Here is an 18,754-nt window from a genome sequence, read left to right on the forward strand (position 1 = left end):
CCGGACAGGACCGGAGTATCTTGAACGTCCGTTCAAGCTGACCAAGCACCATGGCTCCCGCCCGCCGACACCCCGTTCCATTCGAGAAATCTGCCCCGGCGGTGGAAGAAGCGCTGCGCGCGTACCACGCTAAGCATGGCATTTTGCCCAGCATGAGCGAGCTCCTGTCGGAGCTGAAACCCCTTGGAATCACCAGCAAGGGCACCCTGTCCTGGGTTATTGCTCGCCTGGTTGATGCGGGTGTTCTGGCGCGGACGGAGGGGGGCCAAGGTCGGTTGAAGCCCGGCTTCGGATTCGCCGGTTTCCCGCTCGGGAGGCCGGTGCCGGCCGGCATCCCCGACACTGGCGACGCCGGACCCGTGGAGCGCCGCTCGATCGACACCTGGTTGGCACCGAACCCGGACATGACGCGCCTGGTACCGATCCGCGGCATGTCGATGATCGACGCCGGGCTACTGGATGGCGACACCGCTGTTTACGAGGATCGCCGCGACCCCATGCTGGGGGACATCGTTTATGCGCTGATCGACGGTGAGGAAACGATCAAGACCCTCGCGCGCGATGAGGACGGCCTCTACCTCAAACCGGCCAATACCGATCCGGAATACCGTCCGCGGCGCCCAAAGCACTCGCTGGAGATCCTCGGCGTGGTGATTGGCACCTTCGGCCGACGCGGCCGCGTGGCGACGAGCGGGTGAGGCGATACCGTGCCCTCCGCCGCCTCTCTCCTTCCGCTCGACGGTGGCCTACGCGCCGCCGGCGTTCGCCGCGCGGGCGAGGTAGCCGCTCAGCCACGCGGCACGGTGGCCAGCGGTTTTCCGCTCCTCGATGCCGTGCTGCCCGGTGGCGGCTGGCCGCGCGGTGCGCTGGTGGAGTTGCAGCTGGCCAGCGCCGGCGTCGGTGAGCTGCAGCTGCTCGCCGGCGCGCTGGCGTGGCGCGAGCAGGCGGGCCGGGTGGCCTTTCTCGATCCTCCGGCCGAGCCGGGCCTGGCCGCGCTGCACGCAGTGGGACTGGCGCCACGCGCGATCACGGTTGCCCACTCCCGTGAAGGCCGAGATCGGCGCTGGGCAGCCGAGCAGATCCTGCGAAGCGGTGGTTTCACCGCGGTATTGCTGTGGTGGACCACGCCGCTGGACGATCGGGTCGCGCGTCGACTCAGCCTCGCGATCGCGGCCGGCGGTGGGTTGGCCTTCATCTTCTGTCCGCCCTCGACCGTCGCCAACGGCGTGCCACTGCGTCTGGCCCTGCACGGCGCCGGCGCCGGCGCGATACAGGTCGACGTGTTGAAGCGGCGCGGCCCACCGGTGTCGCCGGTGCGAGTGGAGTGGTCGAATGCTTTGGCTTGCCTGCCAACTTCCTCTGCTCGCCCTTGAGGTGCCGGCCGGCCGAGCCGGTGTCGCCCGAGTCGCCGTCGAGGGCACGATCCGCCACGTCTGTCCGTTGGCGCTGGCAGCGGGCATTCGCCCCGGCATGCGGGTGGCCACCGCCCAGGCGCTCCTCTCGCCGCTCGACGTGCGGCGGACCGATGCCGCGCAGCGAGGCAGGGCGCTGGCCGAGCTTGCGCCGCGGCTGGCCAGGATCACTTCCCAGGTGGTGCTGGTGCCGGGAAGCGACACCCTGCTGGGCGAGATCGGCGGAAGCCGGCGGCTACTCGGCGGCTTGGCCGGCGTGCGCCGAGCGGCGCGAGCGGCGCTCGCCGACGCCGGCGTGACGTGGCGCGCAGCGATCGCACCGACGCCACTGGCGGCTGAGATGCTGGCCACACACCGGCCGGGAACGACGATCGCCGAGATACCGGATCTGCGTACCGCGTTGTCGAACCTGCCGGCGACGGCCCTTCCGCTGCCAGCGACCGCGCATCAGCTCCTGCGCCGCATCGGTGCGCAGCGGGTGGGTGACGTTCTGGCCCTGCCACGCGCGGGCCTGGCGCGCCGTTTGGGTGTGCCGGCGGTGACGCTGCTCGAGCGCCTGCTGGGCGAGCGCCCGGATCCGCGCGAGAACTGGGTGCCGCCGGTGGAGTTCGTGCGCGAGGCCGAATGGGACGATCCGTTGGCGAGCGTGGAGGTCCTGCAGTTTCCCTTACGTCGCCTGTTGGGCGACCTCGCCGCCCATGTTGCGTGCCGGGGCGAGCGCGCCGCGACTTGGTCGCTGGTGCTGCGCACCGATGATCGACGCGAGACGGCCATCACTGTGGCGGCCGCCGCCGGCACCGCCGACCCACGCCAGCTGCAGGCCCTGACCGTCGAACGTCTGGCCGGCACGCCGTGGCCGGGGCCGGTCGTCGGACTGCAACTACGTCTTGACGCGACACGGGAGGCACCGTGCTCGGCGTCGCTGTTCGAGCAGGACGGCGATGAGCGGGTGGTCGCGCTGCTCGATCGCCTGCGCGCGAGGCTCGGCCAGGAGGCGGTCTACGGGCTCGCCCCTGTCGCCGATCCACGACCGGAGCGGACCCAGCGCCGCGTGGCGATCGCCGGCGCCGACGGTGCCGCCGTGTCGTCGAGGCGCCGACCCGCGTGGTTGTTGCCGGCGCCGCGGCCATGGCGGTGCGACCCGGCGCGGCTGATCGCCGGTCCGGAGCGCATGGAGTCGGGCTGGTGGGACGGCGCCGATAGCCGGCGCGACTACTACGTGGCGCGCGGCGACGCCGGCGCCACGTGGTGGGTCTACCAGGACCTGCGCACCGACGCCTGGTTCGTGCACGGCTGGTTTGGGTGACGCCGTGGTCGCGCCATCACTTCGGATCCTGCATAGGCGGAAACAGCATCGCGTCCCGCGTCGGCGAATAGCGCGCACCTTGGCGCGCTGCTGCGGCGAGCTGATCCGCTTGCCAACCTTCGTGCGCCAACTGCCGGATCATGTCGGGCGTGAGGGGCACGGCATCGTTCTGGCCGAACACCTGGGCGATCGACTCCTCGGCCGGCTGCGCCGACAGCAGGAACTCCCGCAGCGCATCCACGGGGTAGCCGCCAATGGCGCGGTGGCCGATCAGAGGATGGTCCAGGTCGACCTCGAAGAACGCGCCGCGCAACTCGTAGTGCCCTTCCCAGAGGATCTCCAGCCGCTCCGGCAGATCTCGGATCGTGGGCGACTGCCGGTCGCCGCGCCACATGAGGCAACAGGCCTTGTGCCCGATCGGGTCCAGCAACCACGCGTCGCCAAGACCGGTCGAGAAGAGCAGGAAGGGTTGTGTCGTCGATGTCTCCGAACCGGTGCCGACGATGGCGACCTCGCCGTGCTGCTCGCGGGTGAGGATCTGCTCGATGGTGGACTGGAGCGACCGGCCCTGCCTGACGCCTTCTGTCTCGCGCAGACACAGCGTGACGTGGTGCCAGTGCTCGTACCCGGTCGTGCGCGCGACGCGGTTCAACAGATCGGCGTGCTTGCCGCCGCCATTGCGCTGCAGGCGCTTGGCTTGCTTCTTGAGGGATTCGACCTTCGCGGTCGTGGTGGGGATGAAACGCATGACGCTGACTCCTCGCTGGAGGCGAACGCCCGGTGCTCACTGCCAAGATTCACCTGCAGAGGGGAATCAGGTGGTGTGGTTTGGAAGCCATCCCGAAAGGGTTTGCCAACGGTGAGCAGCGGGCGCTGGCCGGCGCCGGGGAGGATCGTAGCACGGCGATTCAGCCTGCGGCATGTCGAGGTCGCCTGATGTACGCCGAGCTGCATTGCCTCTCGAATCTCTCTTTCCTGCGCGGGTTGGCCAGCGCACGCGAACTATTCGACCGCGCCGCCGCGCTGGGCTACCAAGCCCTCGCGATCACCGACGTGTGCAGTCTGGCCGGGGTCGTCCGCGCGCTGGAGGCGTCGCGTGCCACTGGCGTGCCGCTGATCGTCGGCAGCGAGATCGAGCTGGAGGACGGCGCGCGACTGGTGCTGCTGGCCAGCGACCGCACCGGCTACACGAACCTCTGCCGGATCATCACCATCGCGCGCGGCCGCGCCGCGAAGGGAAGCTATGCGGCACGCTGGGAGGACACGATCGGGAACCACGAAGGGCTGCTCGCCCTTCTCTGCGGCGCTGACCACCACGGCCACGTGCCCCACGATGCGGCGGCGTGGGCGGATCGCGTGGCACAGACGTTCGCCAGTCGCGCCTGGCTCGCCGTCGAGCTACACCGTGGCGACCGTGACGCGGAAACGCTGGCGACCCTGTGCGCGATCGGCGAGGCCTCCGGCCTGCCGCTGGTCGCCGCCGGCGACGTGCACATGACGACGCGCGGCCAGCGCGCGCTACAGGACACCGTCACCGCGATCAGGCTGGGAAAATCCGTGGCGGACGCCGCCGGCGAACTGTTCCCGAACGGCGAACGCCACCTGCGTGCGCCCTCCGAGCTGCAGGCGCTGTATCCGCCAGCGCTGCTGGCCGAGACGCTGCGCATCGCGGCGCGGTGCCAGTTGGATCTCTCAACGCTGGGCTACCGTCATCCGGTCGACGTGGTGCCTCTGGGCCAGGCGCCTACGGCCTGGCTGCGTCAACTCGTGGACGAGGGCGCCGCGATGCGCTGGCCAGCCGGCACGCCGCCGGCGCTGGCTGCCCAGGTCGACCGCGAGCTGGCGCTGATCGCCGAGCTGGGCTACGAGGCGTTCTTTCTGGTGGTGCACGACATCGTTCGCTTCGCTCGGTCGCGCGGGATCCTCTGCCAGGGTCGGGGGAGTGCCGCGAACTCCGTCGTCTGCTACGCGCTCGGTATTACCGAGGTGGACCCCGAGCGTGGGCACCTGCTGTTCGAGCGATTCCTGTCGCGTGAGCGCGCCGAGCCGCCGGACATCGACGTCGACTTCGAGCACTCTCGGAGGGAGGAGGTGATCCAGTACGTGTACGGCCGCTACGGCCGCGACCGCGCGGCGCTGGCCGCGGCGATCACTACCTACCGGCCGCGAAGCGCGGTACGCGACGTGGGCCGCGCCCTCGACCTAGATCAGGAGCTGATCGACCGACTGGCCCGCGCCATGGACGGGTGGGGAGAGGCCGCGACGATGCCGGCACGCCTGGCCGAGACCGGTATCGACACCGACACGCCGGCGATGCGCCGCTTGCTGGTGTTGGCCATGCAGCTGGTCGGCACGCCGCGGCACCTCTCGCAGCATGTCGGCGGTTTCGTCATCAGCGCCGCGCCGCTCACCGATCTGGTGCCGGTCGAGCCTGCGACGATGCGAGGACGCACCGTCATCCAGTGGGACAAGAACGACCTGGAGACCATGGGCCTACTCAAGGTCGACATCCTCGCGCTTGGCATGCTTTCCGCCCTGCGCCGGACGTTCGACTTGATCCGGCGCCACCACGGCGTATCCCTGTCGATTGCGGACATCCCGGCCGAAGACCCGGCGACGTACGCCATGCTCCGCCGCGCCGACACTGTAGGTGTGTTCCAGGTGGAGAGCAGGGCGCAGATGGCGATGCTTCCGCGCATGCGGCCGACGTGCTTCTACGACTTGGTGGTGCAGACAGCGATCATCCGGCCCGGCCCGATCCAGGGCGGTATGGTGCATCCGTACCTGCGCCGGCGGCAGGGCAGGGAGGTGGCCAGCTACCCATCGCCCGAGGTGCGCGGCGTGCTCGAGCGCACGCTGGGGGTGCCGATCTTCCAGGAGCAGGTGATGCAGCTCGCCGTGGTCGCCGCCGGCTTCACGCCGGGCGAGGCCGACCAGTTGCGCCGGTCGATGGGCGCATGGGAGCGTCACGGCACGCTGGAGCACTTCCGCACGCGGCTGCTGACCGGCATGACCGAGCGCGGCTACACCGCCGCCTTCGCGGCGCAGGTATTCGAGATGATCCGCGGCTTCGGTGCGTACGGGTTTCCCGAGTCGCATGCAGCCAGCTTCGCTCTCCTCGCGTATGCGTCGGCGTACCTCAAGGCTCACTACCCGAGCGCCTTCCTCGCGGCGCTGCTCAACGCCCAGCCGATGGGGTTCTACACGCGCGATCAGCTGGGGCAGGACGCTCGGCGCCGCGGTATCGCGATTCGCCCACCGGATGTGCTTGTCAGTGGATGGGAGGCGCGGCTGGAGGGCGCCGCGCCACGTGCTGCCGTACGTCTGGGCCTGCGGGAGATCTCCGGCCTCCGAGCCGAAAGCGTCGAGCGCATCCTGGTTGCGCGTCGTGAGGCACCCTTCCGCGATGTGTCCGACCTGGCGCGCCGCGCGGCACTGGATCAGCGGGACCTGCCGCTACTGGCGGATGCCGGTGCACTGGGCGGCCTCGCCGGACACCGGCACGTCGCACGCTGGGTCGCCAGCGGCATCGAGGCCACGTTACCGCTGTTTGGAAGCTCGGACGAAGGGACAATCGCACTGCGAACGCCCACAGTCGGCGAAGAAATGGCGGCGGACTACACGTCGATGGGCCTCTCACCAGACAGTCACCCGATGGCCTTGGTGCGGGCATCGCTCAGCGGCCACGGCTACGCCACGCTGGCCGAGGCCGCGCGCTCCCCGCACAGGCGGCGTCTGCGTGTCGCTGGCATGATTGGCATGCGCCAGACCCCACCCGCCGCTGGCGGCGTGACCTTTTTGACCCTGGAAGACGAAACCGCCTGGCTCAACGTTGTCGTGTGGCCCGATGTCGGCGAACACTGCCGGCTCGTGCTGCGCTCAACCGAGCCAGTCGTCGTGGATGGTCGCATTGAGCACATCGACGGGGTCACCCACTTGATCGCTGCGACGGTTCGACCTGCTCTGGCGTAGCGCCAATCCGGTCGCTGGTGATTCTCGCCAGCTATCGGTCGACTACTTCTTCGGCTTGAACGATTGCGTCGAACGCCCGGTTCGCTCCCTCCAGCTGCTCCGCCCGCCGCGTGAGGATCGGATACCACTCGGCGATCGTGCATGCCACCGCCAGCATCGAGTCGTCCTCCCGCCCTACGCGCACGAACTGACCGACCACCCGCAACGCAAGCGCCATGCGTGCATCGTCCATACCGTCGGTGCATTCGCGGAAGGAGAAGGCATAGGCGGGGTGATGCAGGGAAAGGATGAGCTTCGCGAGTCCGAGTGCTTCTGGAGCCTCGGGGTGATGGCGTACCCAGTCGAGAGCTTCGTCATAAGGCGCCATCGGTAAGCCTCAGTCGCAGTAGCGGATGTCGCCGCTGCCGGTGACGGAATCCTGCCGTACTGGCGGCGAGCCGTGAACGACGATGCCACCCGAACCGGCCAGATGCGCACGCAACCACTGCCTTGCGTGCACGCGCACGTCCCCCGAGCCGGTCAACACGACGTCCGCGCGCGACGCAGCGAGTCCGCGGGCGTCGACATCGCCAGACCCCGCGAGGCGAACATCGACTTGCCCAACCGACCCTGACGCAATGACGGTGCCCGAGCCTACCAACGCCAGCTCAAGCGTCTCCTGCTGGACCTCTTCTATCAGCACGTCACCACTGCCTTCGACGGCAATGTCGGGGATCGTCGGAAGGATCAGTTCGACACGGACGGTTCCGCCGTCGACCAACGCGCCTCCGGTCGAGGCTACCCGCCCATTCTCGATCACCACATCGCCGGTGGCGACTACCGCCACGGACCCATGGAAATGCTGACTGGAACGTGCACCGCGAATGTTGATGCTACCCCCTGCAGCGATGGAGCCGTTGGACGCGCTGACCGAAACACGGCCATTGCGGATTACCACCCCGCCACCACGGAAGGACGAGTCGATGGTTAGGGTGTTCCCCATGAAGTCAGTACGAACCCACGAACAGCGCTCGGCGTCGTTCGCGATCACAGTGAGCCGAGCAACCTCACCGCGCTGCACGAAGAGGTCGATTGCACCTTTCAGGCGCAGCTGCGTGAAAGGGTGAGTGGGACGATGGTCGTGGTGCATGTCGATAGCAGCTCCCTTTCTTAATCTCGGCAATCCATTGTTCACGCGGTGCTTGGTCGCCGTGCGCCCGTTCGTGTGGTGCCTACTTCTTGCGTCGTGCCGGCGCGCGTTTCGCCGGTGCTCTGGCTGCCTTGGACGCGGCGCGCTTGCGCACTGGCGCGTCGATGAGGAGCATCGCCTCGGTCACACCGGGCTTTTTCAGGGCGGCTACGAACCACTGCGGTCGCATGCCGTGCCCCGTCCAGGTCTGGGAGGGGTTCGCGGGATTGCGATATTTGGTGATGCCAGCTCCGGCGCGCTTTCCTGGCTTGCCACCGCGGCTTGGGTAAACATCGGCGAGCTGCAGACCTTCCGATTTGAGCAACACGTCGATTTTCGCTCGGACCGATGCAACCTGCTCGGAACGCGCGGAGGCCATGCGTGCCTGCGCATCTCGAATCAGGCTTTCCAATTCCTTCGGTGACATGCCATCGAGTTTCAGTGCCATTTGCGATCCTCAAAAGGGTTTCTGGAAACCTCTCTATCGAGTGGTGTCTGCCAAGCCCGACCGAGTATAGGAAGTTCCCTGTCGCACGGCGACCAACTCGGGCACGGAGGAAGCCTCGCGGCTGAATATTCCCGTTGTGACGGTGAACCCGCTGGAGCTGGAGGGAATCGTGGGCGCCGCCCGGGAAGGGTTCTCGGACAGGCTAGACGAGTTCCGCTGACCGCGAAGCAAGATGCTGGCCGTCCCAGGCGGTCGCGGGATGGCACAGGGAGGGGCTGTACGCGCCCTCATCGCGGCGTTATGGTCAGTCCAGCGGCTGCAAGGTCAACGCGGCGAACTGGCGCCCCGTGACCACGACCACACTAGCGGGGTCGCAGCGCAGCGTCGGCGCCGCGGAGTGGAGCCGGCCGCTGAGCTCGACATCGTCGGTGACCACGTAGACGAAGGGTGCCGCGACCTCCGCGTCGGCAAGATGCGCCCGCGCAGCGCGGACGATCTCGTTGTCCAGATAGGACGTTCGGGGACCAGGCAGCGCGTCGAGGAACCGGATCACCTGGCGCGCCGCTCCGGCCGTTAGCCAGCGGCTGGCTGCCGACGCGAGTGACTGTCGCGCGGGCTCCCCGGACTTTCGTAGCTGCTGGATCTCCTCGCGCTGGGTGGCGCTAATAGGGATATAGGCGCCATGTGCGGCGAGGGCGTCCAGGAACCGATCCAGTGCCGGCGTGTAGGTCGACTCCATGAGGATGTTCGTGTCGAGGTAGAACACAGCGCCGGTTTGGATGCGCTCGACCAGCCCCGGCAGGGTCGGCCCGGGGATCGGGCCACTGGCCGCTTCCTCGGCATGCCGCGTGGGGCGCTTGGACGTGCCCGACCGGCGGGCCGGGGTGGACGATGTCAGGGCCGCACCGATCAGGGCCTTGCCAAAGTAGTAGGGCACCGCCACGGTATACGCAAGGCCGCGCGCTAGCTTGCGTTGGAATGTTCGAGAACTCATCGGGCGTGGCCTCCTTTGGCCGGCGTAGATGGGGTACCGCCGAGGCGGCTGACAAGCGTCGCCAGGTGGTCACGCTCCTGCTGCACGGCGGACTGCGCGGCGCGGGCCGCCGCAAGCGCCTGACCCTGCGCAGCGAGGTCGGATTGCGCCGTCTCCAGTTTGCCACGCAGCGCGTCAGTGCGAGAACGCATCTCCTCAAGGGCGCGGTATGCACGGTCGAGATCATCGACTGTCTGTTGGTGGCTGTCGAACCACCGCGCCTGATCGCGTACGCGGGTCTCGGCCTCGGCTTCCGCCGCGGCGAAACGGCGCTCGGCCGCCTCCCGCTCGGCGGTGGCTGCGCGCTGCAGCTGGGCGAGGCGGTCGACGAGATCTTCTCGGGCGAGAGCGAGAGCGTCGCGCTCGCTCTCGAGTCGGGCGAGGGCTTGCAGCTGCTCACGCTCGGTTGCCGCAAGAGCGCCGTGCTCGTCGCGCGCGCGGGCGAGTTCGGCGGCGGTGCGTGCAGCCAAGTCGGCCTGCTGCTCGCGTGCCGCGGCGGCCTCCGCTTCCAGCCGATGGATAAGCGCCTCGTGGCCGGCGACGATGTTTCGCGCCTCGTTGCGCTCGCGGGTGGCCTCGGCGAGCTGGGCTTCGAGGTGGCTGACGTAGCGGGCACGCTCCTTCTCGACGTTGGCTACCTCCTCGCGCTCCTTCACCAGGGCCGTCTGGTCGGCGGCGAGCGCCGCCTCGCGGGCCTCCGCGGCGGCCTCGCGCTCGGCGAGTGCGGCGCGCTGGGGCGCGAGGGCCGCCTCGCCCTCCGCGCGGGCCGTCGCGCGCAGCTGGTCGAGCAGGGCCAGGAAGGCTGGGGGCACGTCGTGGGCGGGGGCGGCCTCGGCGCCGGGCAGCAAGCCCTCGGGCACGGCGCGGCGGTAGAACGCCTTCAAGAGCGGGTGCAAGGTCGAGGCCGAGCCGCGACCGAGCACCCGCGTCAGCATCGCCACGGTCGGCTGCAGGCCGATCGCGATCGCCGCGCGGGCGATCGCGTCGACGTCCCCCTGGGTGGCCTTGGCGCCGTGGCGTGCGGCGCCGGCGGCCGTGCGGTGGCGCGCCAGCGCTTCGGTGAGCCTGTCGAGGAGCGCGGGATCGTCGAGGCCTTCGGCCGTCGTGCGCGGCGGCGGCGTCCCGAGGGTACGGCCCACCCAGCGCACCAGGGCCGGGAAATCGAACCACGCCTCGGCGGGGGCGGTGAGGACGCCGGCCTCAACCGCGCTGCCGCGGGTGGCCAGCACCAGGCCGCCGGCGACCCAGCGTGCGCGCGTCCCCGCGCCGTCGGCCTCCTGGAGGTACGCCGGCGCGGGCAGCTTCTGGCCGGGTGGCGCGCCGACCGGGTCGGCGACGGTGAGCACGAAGACGCCGTCCGCGGGCGACGCCGGGCACGGCAGGTACGTCAGCGCCTCGGGGGTCAGCCAAACCTGCCGATTCGCGGTCGGGAAGGCGACGACGGAGTCGCCGGCCGGCGTGGTTTCTGCGGTGAAGTGCACCTCGCCGAAGCGCTCGACGTCCTGCAGGCGCGCCGGCGTGGTCGCGGGCTCGTAGAGCCTGCCGGTCAGCGCCACCACGGACTGGCGGTTCTCACCGACGGCGGCGAGCGCAGCCAGCGCGTCGTCGTCGGTCCAAGTCCGGCGAACGCCCGGCTGGCCATTCGTGAGCCTGTCGATTAGGGCGAGCCACGCGGCGCGCGCCTGGGCCTCCTTGTCGACACCAGTGCGGCGGGAACGGGGCGAAGCAGGCATGGAATCGGCACTCGAGAGCGGCCGGTGACCGCGTTGGGCCGCATCATGCGCGTCGCGCCGACCGTCTGTCAATATTGCAGTAATGCACTGCTTTACAGGCATACATAAATCGACTTGGAGGGGTATTTATCTGGCAGTGACAATGGCACTTGTTGCAGCATGATAAATAGGGCGTACACTCGGGGCACCGGACGAGCCGGCCGAGGGAGAAAATATGGAAGGTGTCCCGCAGAACGCGGTGGACCACGTGACGATCGAGGCGGCCGCGCTGCGCTTCGTCCTGGAAGTCGCGCTCGCGCACCCATCGCTGCGTGCGGAGTACGACCGGCTGGCCGGCACGGCGCGCGGAACCCGCCGCTCACCGGTGGACAAGGCCATCGACAGGGCCACCGGCCGCGATGACGCCGAGCTACAGGGATTCCTGGTCTTCGCCAAGGATGCCCTGTGGGATCGTGCCCCGGACGCTACTCGCGACGCCATCCGTGCGCAAGTGCGCGCGGCGATGGCGCAGTACGCCTCCGGCGTCTCCCCGTCGACCGCTCCTGATTAGAGGATGAACGTAGTAACCCGACCGCCGATGCGGTCGGTCTGCAGGCACACCAATGGAACGAGGAGACCCCCATGACGAAGACCGCATTTGCGCCCGTCCGCTTTGAGGCCACCACCTACCGGGCCGGCACGGGATTGCTGTCCGGCCGCGGTTTGAGCTGGGCGTGGCACGCGGAGGTCCAAGGCATCGACGCCACCGGCCGCAAGCGACGCCTCTGGGGGCGCAAGTGCCTCAACGAGACCCACGCCCAGCGCGTGGCGGAGCACAAGTTGTCCGCGTTCAATGCAAGCCATGGGCACTCCTGACATGGCGCATCCCGGCGGCGCGCGCGCGGCCGACGCTCGTTTGCAAACGGTGATCGACGCATGGGTGGCAGCCCGTGACTGAGGCAGCCCCTCCCCGTCGCCGCGGGCGTCCGCAAAAACCACGACCAGAGAAGGTGGCCCGCTACCCACCCCTGCCGTGGGCGGCCGAACGGGCCCAACTAAAGGCGAAGTCAGCGCGCGGCGCGGACACGGCCAAGTTGCCATCGGCGCCAGATTCAGTGGTGGCGGGGAATGGACGCGAGCTGTCCCCCCGCCTCGTCGACCGTCTGCGCATCGAGTTGACACCCGAGCAGGAGGCAGCCGCGCGTGCCGGACAGGCCGAGCGCGTCCAACTCGACATCCGCCCGCACGCGCCCAACAGTGTGAAGGGCCTGGCGTCTGATTGGCTCAACTGGCTCGCCTTCTGCCTGCACTACGATCGCGTGGTGCTCCCGTCGGCGTTCGCCGATGTCGTCCAGTTCATTGACATCATGATCGCGTGCGGACGTAAGAAGGCGACCCTGGAGCACCACCTCTGGTCGATCACTCAGATGAACTGGCGTTGCCACTGTCCGGACCCTATGGATGGCCAGAATGCACAGGGCTGGTGGCGGGGTCGGGTGCGCGACAAGCTCTCGGGTGAACAGAAGCAGGCAAAGCCTTTCGGCCTTCGTGCTGTCGAACAGGCCACTACATGGCTGCGCGATGCCGACAGTCCACGTCCAACGCGGCGCGCTAAGAAAACGGACCATCAGGTGGTCGAGGTCGCCCAGCGCCGGCGCGATCTCCGTGATGCCGCCCTCATCAACACCGCCTACGATCTCATGATGCGGTCGGCCGAGCTGGTCTCCGCCGAGTGGGGGCGGCTGACCTGGGCTTCTGACGGCAGCGGCACCTACCGATTTGGCAAAACGAAAACGGATCAGGTAGGTACGGGTGTCCTCCGCTATCTCCGGCCGGAAACGATGAACGACCTGGACGCATGGCGCGCCGTGGCCGGCCCCTCGCCTTTCATCTTTCACGCCGTGCGGGAGCGCGACGCGGACCACGAGCCACGGCCCGTACCTGCATCCATTACGTCCGGCACCGAGCGCGAGCGCTACCAGTGGCCACCCCTCTCTACGCAGGAAGTCGGAGTTATTTTCCGCCGTTCTGCACGGCTCGCCGGTGTCAAGGTCGAACACCTGAGTGGCCACTCAACGCGCGTGGCCGGCGCACAAGACATGGTCGAGGCCGGTGCGACAAACGCCGAAGTCCAGCAGGCGGGCGGGTGGAAGGATCCGCGCATGCCGGCGAAGTACGCGGGACAGCCCGAGGCCAAGCGTGCCGGCGAACGGCGCTTCCGGAAATTGCAGCGTTTGCGGCATCCTGACGACTGACCGGTGCGCGCTAAGTTGAAGAGGCAGTGCAAGGCTTCAGGGTGGCGCACGCTCGGATTCGCCGACCGCCCTGGCGGGCTATATGCTCGCCGGCAGCCACGGCCGCCTCGACCCTGACTCGGCGTTATCCTGCATCTCACTTTCTTCCCTTTCGCAAGCGCATGAGCAACCGCATGGAATCACCGGCCTCCTACCTGCGTCACTACCCGGGTCTCGCGGCCGCCGTCGGCGCCTGCGCCCCCGTGCAGAAGCACGCGAACCTGCTCGAACGGCTCCGGCGCGAGCCCGCCCTGGAGATGGCCCAGCTCGCAACAACACGCGGCGGCATGTGGTTGCACCGTCGCAAAGTCTTCGGCGCCGACGGAACGCTGGTAGCGGACGATCACGAGGCTTGGCTCGCGCAGGAGGTAGCCCGAGACGGCGGGAGCGTGGCCGAGACGTGCTCTCGGCTTGACGCGGGCGGCTACCGCCTGAGCCAGTGTCAGATCACGACCCTGTATTTCGTCGCTCCCGGACTCACCGGCGAGCCCTCCGACTTCCTGCAGGTGGAAGTGGACGTAGAAGACGAGATCCTCGATCGCGAGCTCCTCGCCGGCCGAACTTGGCGTGTGCCGACGACGCTCGAGGCGCTGCAGCGCGAAGCGGACCAGGGCCTCCAGCTTCCCGAAGCCGAACGCGTGCCCGTGCGCCCACGCAATTACCGCCTGCGCCGCGTCGTTGACGTCGAGGACTGGTTGAAGGTGGCCGATTCGTTGGAGGACGTGCGTCGGGAGGCATTCCGAGAGAGGCGGTACAAGGTGACTTCATCCGGGACGCAAGAGGGCACGATCCAGACGCCGGACGAGCTGTGGCCTGGGTGGGATCGCTTCGCTGCCAAGCATCGGCGTTTCTTCCTCGACTGGCACCGCTCCAGTGCCAGCCCCTACCGGCTCTGCGAGCACTGGGTCCTGCAGCTCACGGACTGGACGGATCCCAGTGGGCGACGAGAGATGGACATGGTGCCGATGTGGGCGTTCAACCGCCCGCTGGCGAAGGTAAACGCCAGCAAGGGCGGCGACTACGAGTTCTATGGCGCACTGCAAAAGCTGGATCGGCGCATCGGGGTGCCGTTCGGCTGGTACTTCTACATGCTCCACGGCAACCGAGTGGAGAGCGACACCGGCGAACGCGTCATTCGCGCCGCAGAGGCGGGAACGATCGTCATGCCGGAGTGCGACTACCGTGTCCTCAAGGATTGGCAGACCTCGTCGTACGGCTTCTGACGCCCGGAGTACTTTCGCAGTTGCTGAGACCGTCGAGCGGCAGACTCGCGACGGCTTTCACTGCTGAAAGGCTGCATGATGACGAAGTCCGCCTCCACGCCACGCGCTGAGTGGGTTGTGGTGCACTGGCTCAACCGCGCACCCATTGAGGTCTGTCGGCGCCGGACATGGGAAGAGGCCAATACCGCGCGAACGCACTATGCCGGATCAGCGCCAGGCCGATTGACGATCGAGGATTCGACGAGCTGGGCGCGCAACCGCCCGGATGACGTTGCCTGACTCGCGGTAGGGCCGACCCAAAATAGACAACCGGAACCGCGGGCGCGAATCGCTACGTTTCGGTCGACCAGGCAGAAAGCGCGCGCGTACTGTACGGGCTCCACCAAGGAGCTGCGTCATGCCACCATCCATCGAGGCCATCCTGGCCGACCCCGCAACGTCCAGCTGGCTCAAGGCGAGCCTGACCGCGGCCCTGCCGCGCGATCCGGTTGACGCCGCGAACGACGCCTGCCTGCTCAAGTCGCTGCTCGAGGACCGCAGCGACGCCGTCCTTCACAACACCTACCGCAGCGAAGCTCACTGATGCGCCGCTGGGTACTCGCCTTGGCGCTACTGTCCCCATTCGCTGCATCGGCAGCGGATGTCCTCGATGCGCGGGACGCTTTTCGCCTGGTCGGCGCGACCCGCATTGACAACGGTCTGGTCCTGACCTGGGCCGTAGCGCCGGGTTACGCCGTCTATCGAGATCGCATCAGGGTGACTGCAAAACTGCCAGGGATGGTGGCCGGCACCCCGTTCCTACCGGAGGGAACGGTGGCCCCTGACGGGCTCGGAGGCTTCGCCGAGGAGTACCTCGCCCCCTTCACGATGCGCATTCCGGTGGCCCCCGTGGCGACTGGCCACGTGTCGGTGAGCATTCAGGGGTGCCATCTGCTGGAGCCGCAGGTCTGCTTCCCGCCCTTGACGATCGACGTGCCCGCCGAGGGCATGCAAGCGGGCTTCTCGCCGCGCGGCTGATGTCGCGTCCCGCGGTCAGGAATCTGCAGCGATCGCGCCCAGCGCCACCAGGCGCGCCTCGACGCGGGACACCGCATCGTCGTCCAATCCGACATACCGATCGGTAAGCACCAGGAAGGAACACCCCTCAGAGTACCCAGAGGCGTCATCGTCGAGGGCGACGTAGCGGGTGAGGCCCGCGCGATGGGCAAACGCGTGGCACTCGCGCTCTCGGCGCGGCGGCCAGGACGATGGAAGATACGGGGTTACCCCGATCAGTCGCTCGTGGATCGCGTCCGGGAAGTAGTCCAGCAGCTGCAGCCGGCGCGCATGCAGCCGCCAGTTGGTCGACAGGACGATGTGAAGCTGGGGAAAGCGCTGCATCAGCGTGACCAGCTGCGGCATCCTCTCGAAGGAACCGTTCTCGGCGCGGTGCAGCACGCCGTCGAAATCCAGAAAGAGAGCGATCGCGTCCGCTGGCGGCGATGGCCAAGTTTCTTGCGTGACCGGCGGCGGCGCCACGGCCTTACCGACTGCCGAGGCCGGCTCATGCTCCGCGAACGGATTCAGCAGTACGCGTAGCCACGTGGCGAGAGAACCCATGGGCTACCCGCGACGACGCCAGCGCCGGCCAGCGCGCACGCCGGCATCGCCGACCAACGAGGCAGCGACCGCGTCCGCCTCATCCGTGCGCTTTCGCAGGCCCAGCCAGCCAAGCCAAATGACCCCGCTGAGCGCTGCGGCAAGGGCGACCTCATCGAATCCGCGGTCGGCGCCGATTAGTGCGGCCGCGCCAGCACATAGGAGAACACCCACGGAGGCCAGGAGGTGGCCGCGTACCACCCTCCCCCACGCCCGTGCGAGCAGGAATCGGCGCACATACGCGGGCGCGTCAAGGATTGCTCTGCTGACCATCAGGCGGCCGAACGCAATCGTAACGAGCCCGAAGACGCGGCCCACCATCGCTGGCACCACCACGACCGGCTCACCAACCCACGCGGCCCATGTCGTTGGTCGACGCGAGCGCAGTTCGTCGAAGTCCCGTTGCCAGAGTTCACGGGTCACGGGCTACACCAGCTGAGGCTTGGCTACCTGCGGACTCCCGCGCCACAGGTCCTTGGTCGACTGAACCGCCGCGTGATTCATCCGCATCACGGCGTGGTCGGAGAACATGATGTCCGGACGCGACCCGAACACGTACCCTGCCCCGAACCACGTCGTGCCGCTGCGTCGCCAGCGCAGCCCGTCCGGTCCCGCGCTGAACGCATCCCGATCCGTTGTCCACGCAACGCGCCCATCGAGCATCGTTGTGATATTGCGATTGGCGTAGCGCTCAGTGGTGCGTTCATCCCACGCTGCCTGCAGCACCCTTTCCATCGCCTCGACGTGGGTGAGCTGGTAGACCATCAGGATCCGCTCAGCGACGTCGGTGGGTGACAGCGGACGGCCGTTAAGGTAGATCACGCCATCACGATTGTCGGCGTCTCCGGCGGCGCCAGACACCTGGCCGAACCGAGCGAACAAGTCACGCATGAGGTGTGCGCTGAACAGCGCGCAGGCCTCCAGCATGGCCAGATACTCGGGGTTCTGCCAGTTGATTCCATCGCCGAACGTCGGCGGTGCGAAAGGATCCAACACCGCGCTGACACAACGCAGCACGAAGCTGCGACGATCTCGATCCAGCGAGTCGCTGGGTGTGGCGCCCGAGGCGGCGAAGGCGCGGCGGACGGCGACGACAAGGCCTTCGCTCAGCGCCTTGTCGGCACACATGAACTGGCGCAGCCGATTGCCGGCTTCCGCGGGCAGATCATCGGCTAGGTTTTCATAGAACAGCGGCATGGCCGCAGCGGACATCAGGCTCACATCAGTTCTCCGGAAGAAGTTCGACATCGTCGGTGGTATAGGGCGTCACCACGGCCCCGCCCGTCGGCTGACCTAGCGAAACGCGGAACACGCGTTTCGCCGTTCCCGTGAAGGCGGTCGTCGGAATCGTGACGGTCTTGCTGGTGACGTCACCTTGGCTCCAGTACACGGTTTCGCTGACACCTCTGTAGTCCCGACCGTCCAGCGCGCTACCCGGCTGGGTCGACACCACCACTGAAACCATGCCGCTGCCGCCGTTTCGCGTGATCGAAATGGCCACCGGCTTGCCGCTTGTGACGCTGTAGAAACCGGTCGCGAAGGTGATCTCGCCCGGGCCGGTCGGCGCATCGGAGGTCTGCGTGGGGACGGTCTTGGACACGTCGGCCTCGATCGCTGCCGTTGAGCCCTGATAGTCCATGTCGTCCAGGCGCTGCCCGGTGCGCTCGCTGACTGGGACGCGGTCGGGGTTGCCGTAGTTGTTGCCCGAGCCGGTGTAGAGGTCCTCGGCGACCTTCGGGTCCATCACGTCATCGGGCAGGAAGCCACCCATCTGCATGCGCCCGATGATTTCGTTGAGGTCATCCTCTGTTCCGATGTTGAGGCTCATCATCTGGGCCATGGGGATGCCGGCGCAGTTGGGGTGCTTCGCCGTACCCATGTCGCCGACGCCTTGCTGGAGGAGCTCCTCACGCATCATGCGGCTCATCGGCGAGTTGAAGCAGCAGTAGACCTCCTTCTTGACCAGGCACGTCCCCAGAACCTTGCTCTGGCACCGCGAACCAAGGTAGTGACAGGTGCCCGCATTGCGCTGAACGGCGGTCTCGAAATCCGAGTCGTCGCAATACCATTGCAGGTTCGGCTTGACCCGCGTGTTCTGGTCCTTCATGAAGGCAGCATTCACTTCGGCCATGCTGCCCGTTTCGTCACCGGACACGTCGCCGCCGCCACCGAGCAGGTTCTCGAAGCTAGACGTGAATGACTGCGACAGGTCCCAGTGGTCAGCACCAGAGTCCATCTGCGACCACGCGCCTTGCACGTGCTCCACCAGCTTGTCGGCGTTGACCGCGGTGGCCTTCTTCTGGTTCTTGCGGTAGGCGTCCCACCAACTCTTGTTCGCATCCGGCACCGGCTTCTTGCAGCACTTGAGCAGGCCGCCGAGCATGTTCTTGCAGTCCAGCTTCTTGCCGGCCATGAATGTCAGTTTGTTCAAGTCGAGATTGAGCGACTCCACGCCGCCCATGCCGTCGGGCAGCTTGTCCTGCTGTTGGGTCTGCCACTGGATCGCTTCCTGCTCGGTCCATCCGGGCGGGATCTGAGGTTTGGTGGT

General features: G+C 67.8%; 20 protein-coding genes. 10 read left to right on the plus strand and 10 right to left on the minus strand.

The window, feature by feature from the left end:
* The first annotated feature begins 152 nt into the window (after nt 1-152).
* The 3 genes from AC3WJB_RS16125 to AC3WJB_RS16135 are packed head-to-tail and all read left to right on the plus strand — an operon-like array spanning nt 153 to nt 2,718.
* The gene (locus AC3WJB_RS16125; RefSeq protein ID WP_161487783.1) at nt 153-698 is read left to right on the plus strand and encodes a LexA family protein; all 546 of its coding nucleotides are present in this window, start codon (nt 153-155) and stop codon (nt 696-698) included.
* 9 nt (nt 699-707) lie between these two features.
* Nucleotides 708-1,373, plus strand: a complete 666-nt coding sequence (imuA, locus tag AC3WJB_RS16130) for a translesion DNA synthesis-associated protein ImuA (RefSeq protein ID WP_153037884.1) — start codon at nt 708-710, stop codon at nt 1,371-1,373.
* Nucleotides 1,333-2,718: a Y-family DNA polymerase gene (locus AC3WJB_RS16135; protein ID WP_082824057.1), complete on the plus strand. Its 1,386-nt coding sequence runs from the start codon at nt 1,333-1,335 to the stop codon at nt 2,716-2,718. Before imuA ends, AC3WJB_RS16135 begins: the two co-directional genes overlap by 41 nt.
* 16 nt (nt 2,719-2,734) lie before the next feature.
* Here AC3WJB_RS16135 and AC3WJB_RS16140 read toward each other — a convergent pair whose 3' ends face one another.
* On the minus strand, nt 2,735-3,466 hold the full coding sequence (locus AC3WJB_RS16140) for a hypothetical protein (RefSeq protein ID WP_068098985.1): 732 nt from the start codon (nt 3,464-3,466) through the stop codon (nt 2,735-2,737).
* Between the two features lie 188 nt (nt 3,467-3,654).
* Here AC3WJB_RS16140 and AC3WJB_RS16145 point away from each other — a divergent pair, with 188 nt between their 5' ends.
* Nucleotides 3,655-6,690, plus strand: a complete 3,036-nt coding sequence (locus tag AC3WJB_RS16145; protein ID WP_235604436.1) for an error-prone DNA polymerase — start codon at nt 3,655-3,657, stop codon at nt 6,688-6,690.
* A gap of 31 nt (nt 6,691-6,721) precedes the next feature.
* Here the strand turns inward: AC3WJB_RS16145 and AC3WJB_RS16150 are convergent, their stop codons facing one another.
* The 5 genes from AC3WJB_RS16150 to AC3WJB_RS16170 form a co-directional block, all read right to left on the minus strand.
* Nucleotides 6,722-7,057 (minus strand): hypothetical protein, encoded by a 336-nt coding sequence (locus tag AC3WJB_RS16150; RefSeq protein ID WP_153037883.1) that lies wholly within the window; start codon nt 7,055-7,057, stop codon nt 6,722-6,724.
* 9 nt (nt 7,058-7,066) lie between these two features.
* Entirely contained in the window at nt 7,067-7,819 is a 753-nt protein-coding gene (locus AC3WJB_RS16155; RefSeq protein WP_068098982.1) for a GIN domain-containing protein, read from the minus strand.
* An 82-nt stretch (nt 7,820-7,901) separates the two neighbouring features.
* A complete protein-coding gene (locus AC3WJB_RS16160; protein ID WP_082824056.1) occupies nt 7,902-8,306 on the minus strand; it encodes an H-NS histone family protein in 405 nt (134 codons plus the stop codon).
* 304 nt (nt 8,307-8,610) lie between these two features.
* Entirely contained in the window at nt 8,611-9,300 is a 690-nt protein-coding gene (locus AC3WJB_RS16165; protein WP_369501603.1) for a hypothetical protein, read from the minus strand.
* Nucleotides 9,297-11,072, minus strand: a complete 1,776-nt coding sequence (locus AC3WJB_RS16170) for a DNA-binding protein (protein WP_068098977.1) — start codon at nt 11,070-11,072, stop codon at nt 9,297-9,299. The genes AC3WJB_RS16165 and AC3WJB_RS16170 overlap by 4 nt, the downstream gene beginning before the upstream one ends.
* Before the next feature lie 214 nt (nt 11,073-11,286).
* On the opposite strand from AC3WJB_RS16170, the gene AC3WJB_RS16175 reads away from it, so the two are divergent.
* The 6 genes from AC3WJB_RS16175 to AC3WJB_RS16200 all read left to right on the plus strand — a co-directional run bounded on the left by AC3WJB_RS16175 (nt 11,287) and on the right by AC3WJB_RS16200 (nt 15,585).
* Nucleotides 11,287-11,622, plus strand: coding sequence for a hypothetical protein (locus AC3WJB_RS16175; RefSeq protein ID WP_068098975.1), 336 nt, complete (start codon nt 11,287-11,289; stop codon nt 11,620-11,622).
* Between the two features lie 71 nt (nt 11,623-11,693).
* Nucleotides 11,694-11,927 carry a hypothetical protein gene (locus tag AC3WJB_RS16180; RefSeq protein WP_068098973.1) on the plus strand — a complete coding sequence of 78 codons (234 nt, stop codon included), beginning with the start codon at nt 11,694-11,696 and terminating at the stop codon, nt 11,925-11,927.
* 134 nt (nt 11,928-12,061) lie between these two features.
* Nucleotides 12,062-13,306: a tyrosine-type recombinase/integrase gene (locus AC3WJB_RS16185; protein WP_153037882.1), complete on the plus strand. Its 1,245-nt coding sequence runs from the start codon at nt 12,062-12,064 to the stop codon at nt 13,304-13,306.
* Nucleotides 13,307-13,479: 173 nt separating this feature from the next.
* On the plus strand, nt 13,480-14,568 hold the full coding sequence (locus AC3WJB_RS16190; protein WP_492683345.1) for a hypothetical protein: 1,089 nt from the start codon (nt 13,480-13,482) through the stop codon (nt 14,566-14,568).
* Between the two features lie 397 nt (nt 14,569-14,965).
* Entirely contained in the window at nt 14,966-15,151 is a 186-nt protein-coding gene (locus tag AC3WJB_RS16195) for a hypothetical protein (RefSeq protein WP_068098968.1), read from the plus strand.
* Entirely contained in the window at nt 15,151-15,585 is a 435-nt protein-coding gene (locus AC3WJB_RS16200; protein WP_068098966.1) for a protein-disulfide reductase DsbD N-terminal domain-containing protein, read from the plus strand. The genes AC3WJB_RS16195 and AC3WJB_RS16200 overlap by 1 nt, the downstream gene beginning before the upstream one ends.
* Before the next feature lie 15 nt (nt 15,586-15,600).
* Here the strand turns inward: AC3WJB_RS16200 and AC3WJB_RS16205 are convergent, their stop codons facing one another.
* The 4 genes from AC3WJB_RS16205 to traN form a co-directional block, all read right to left on the minus strand.
* Nucleotides 15,601-16,167, minus strand: a complete 567-nt coding sequence (locus AC3WJB_RS16205) for an HAD domain-containing protein (protein WP_068098964.1) — start codon at nt 16,165-16,167, stop codon at nt 15,601-15,603.
* A gap of 3 nt (nt 16,168-16,170) precedes the next feature.
* Nucleotides 16,171-16,629, minus strand: coding sequence for a hypothetical protein (locus AC3WJB_RS16210; protein ID WP_153037880.1), 459 nt, complete (start codon nt 16,627-16,629; stop codon nt 16,171-16,173).
* Between the two features lie 3 nt (nt 16,630-16,632).
* Nucleotides 16,633-17,403 (minus strand): hypothetical protein, encoded by a 771-nt coding sequence (locus AC3WJB_RS16215; protein WP_492683348.1) that lies wholly within the window; start codon nt 17,401-17,403, stop codon nt 16,633-16,635.
* A gap of 25 nt (nt 17,404-17,428) precedes the next feature.
* On the minus strand, nt 17,429-18,754 hold a 1,326-nt coding region (gene traN / locus AC3WJB_RS16220), incomplete at its 5' end, for a conjugal transfer protein TraN (RefSeq protein WP_492683350.1).

The organism is Rhodanobacter sp. FW510-R10 (genome assembly GCF_058781105.1).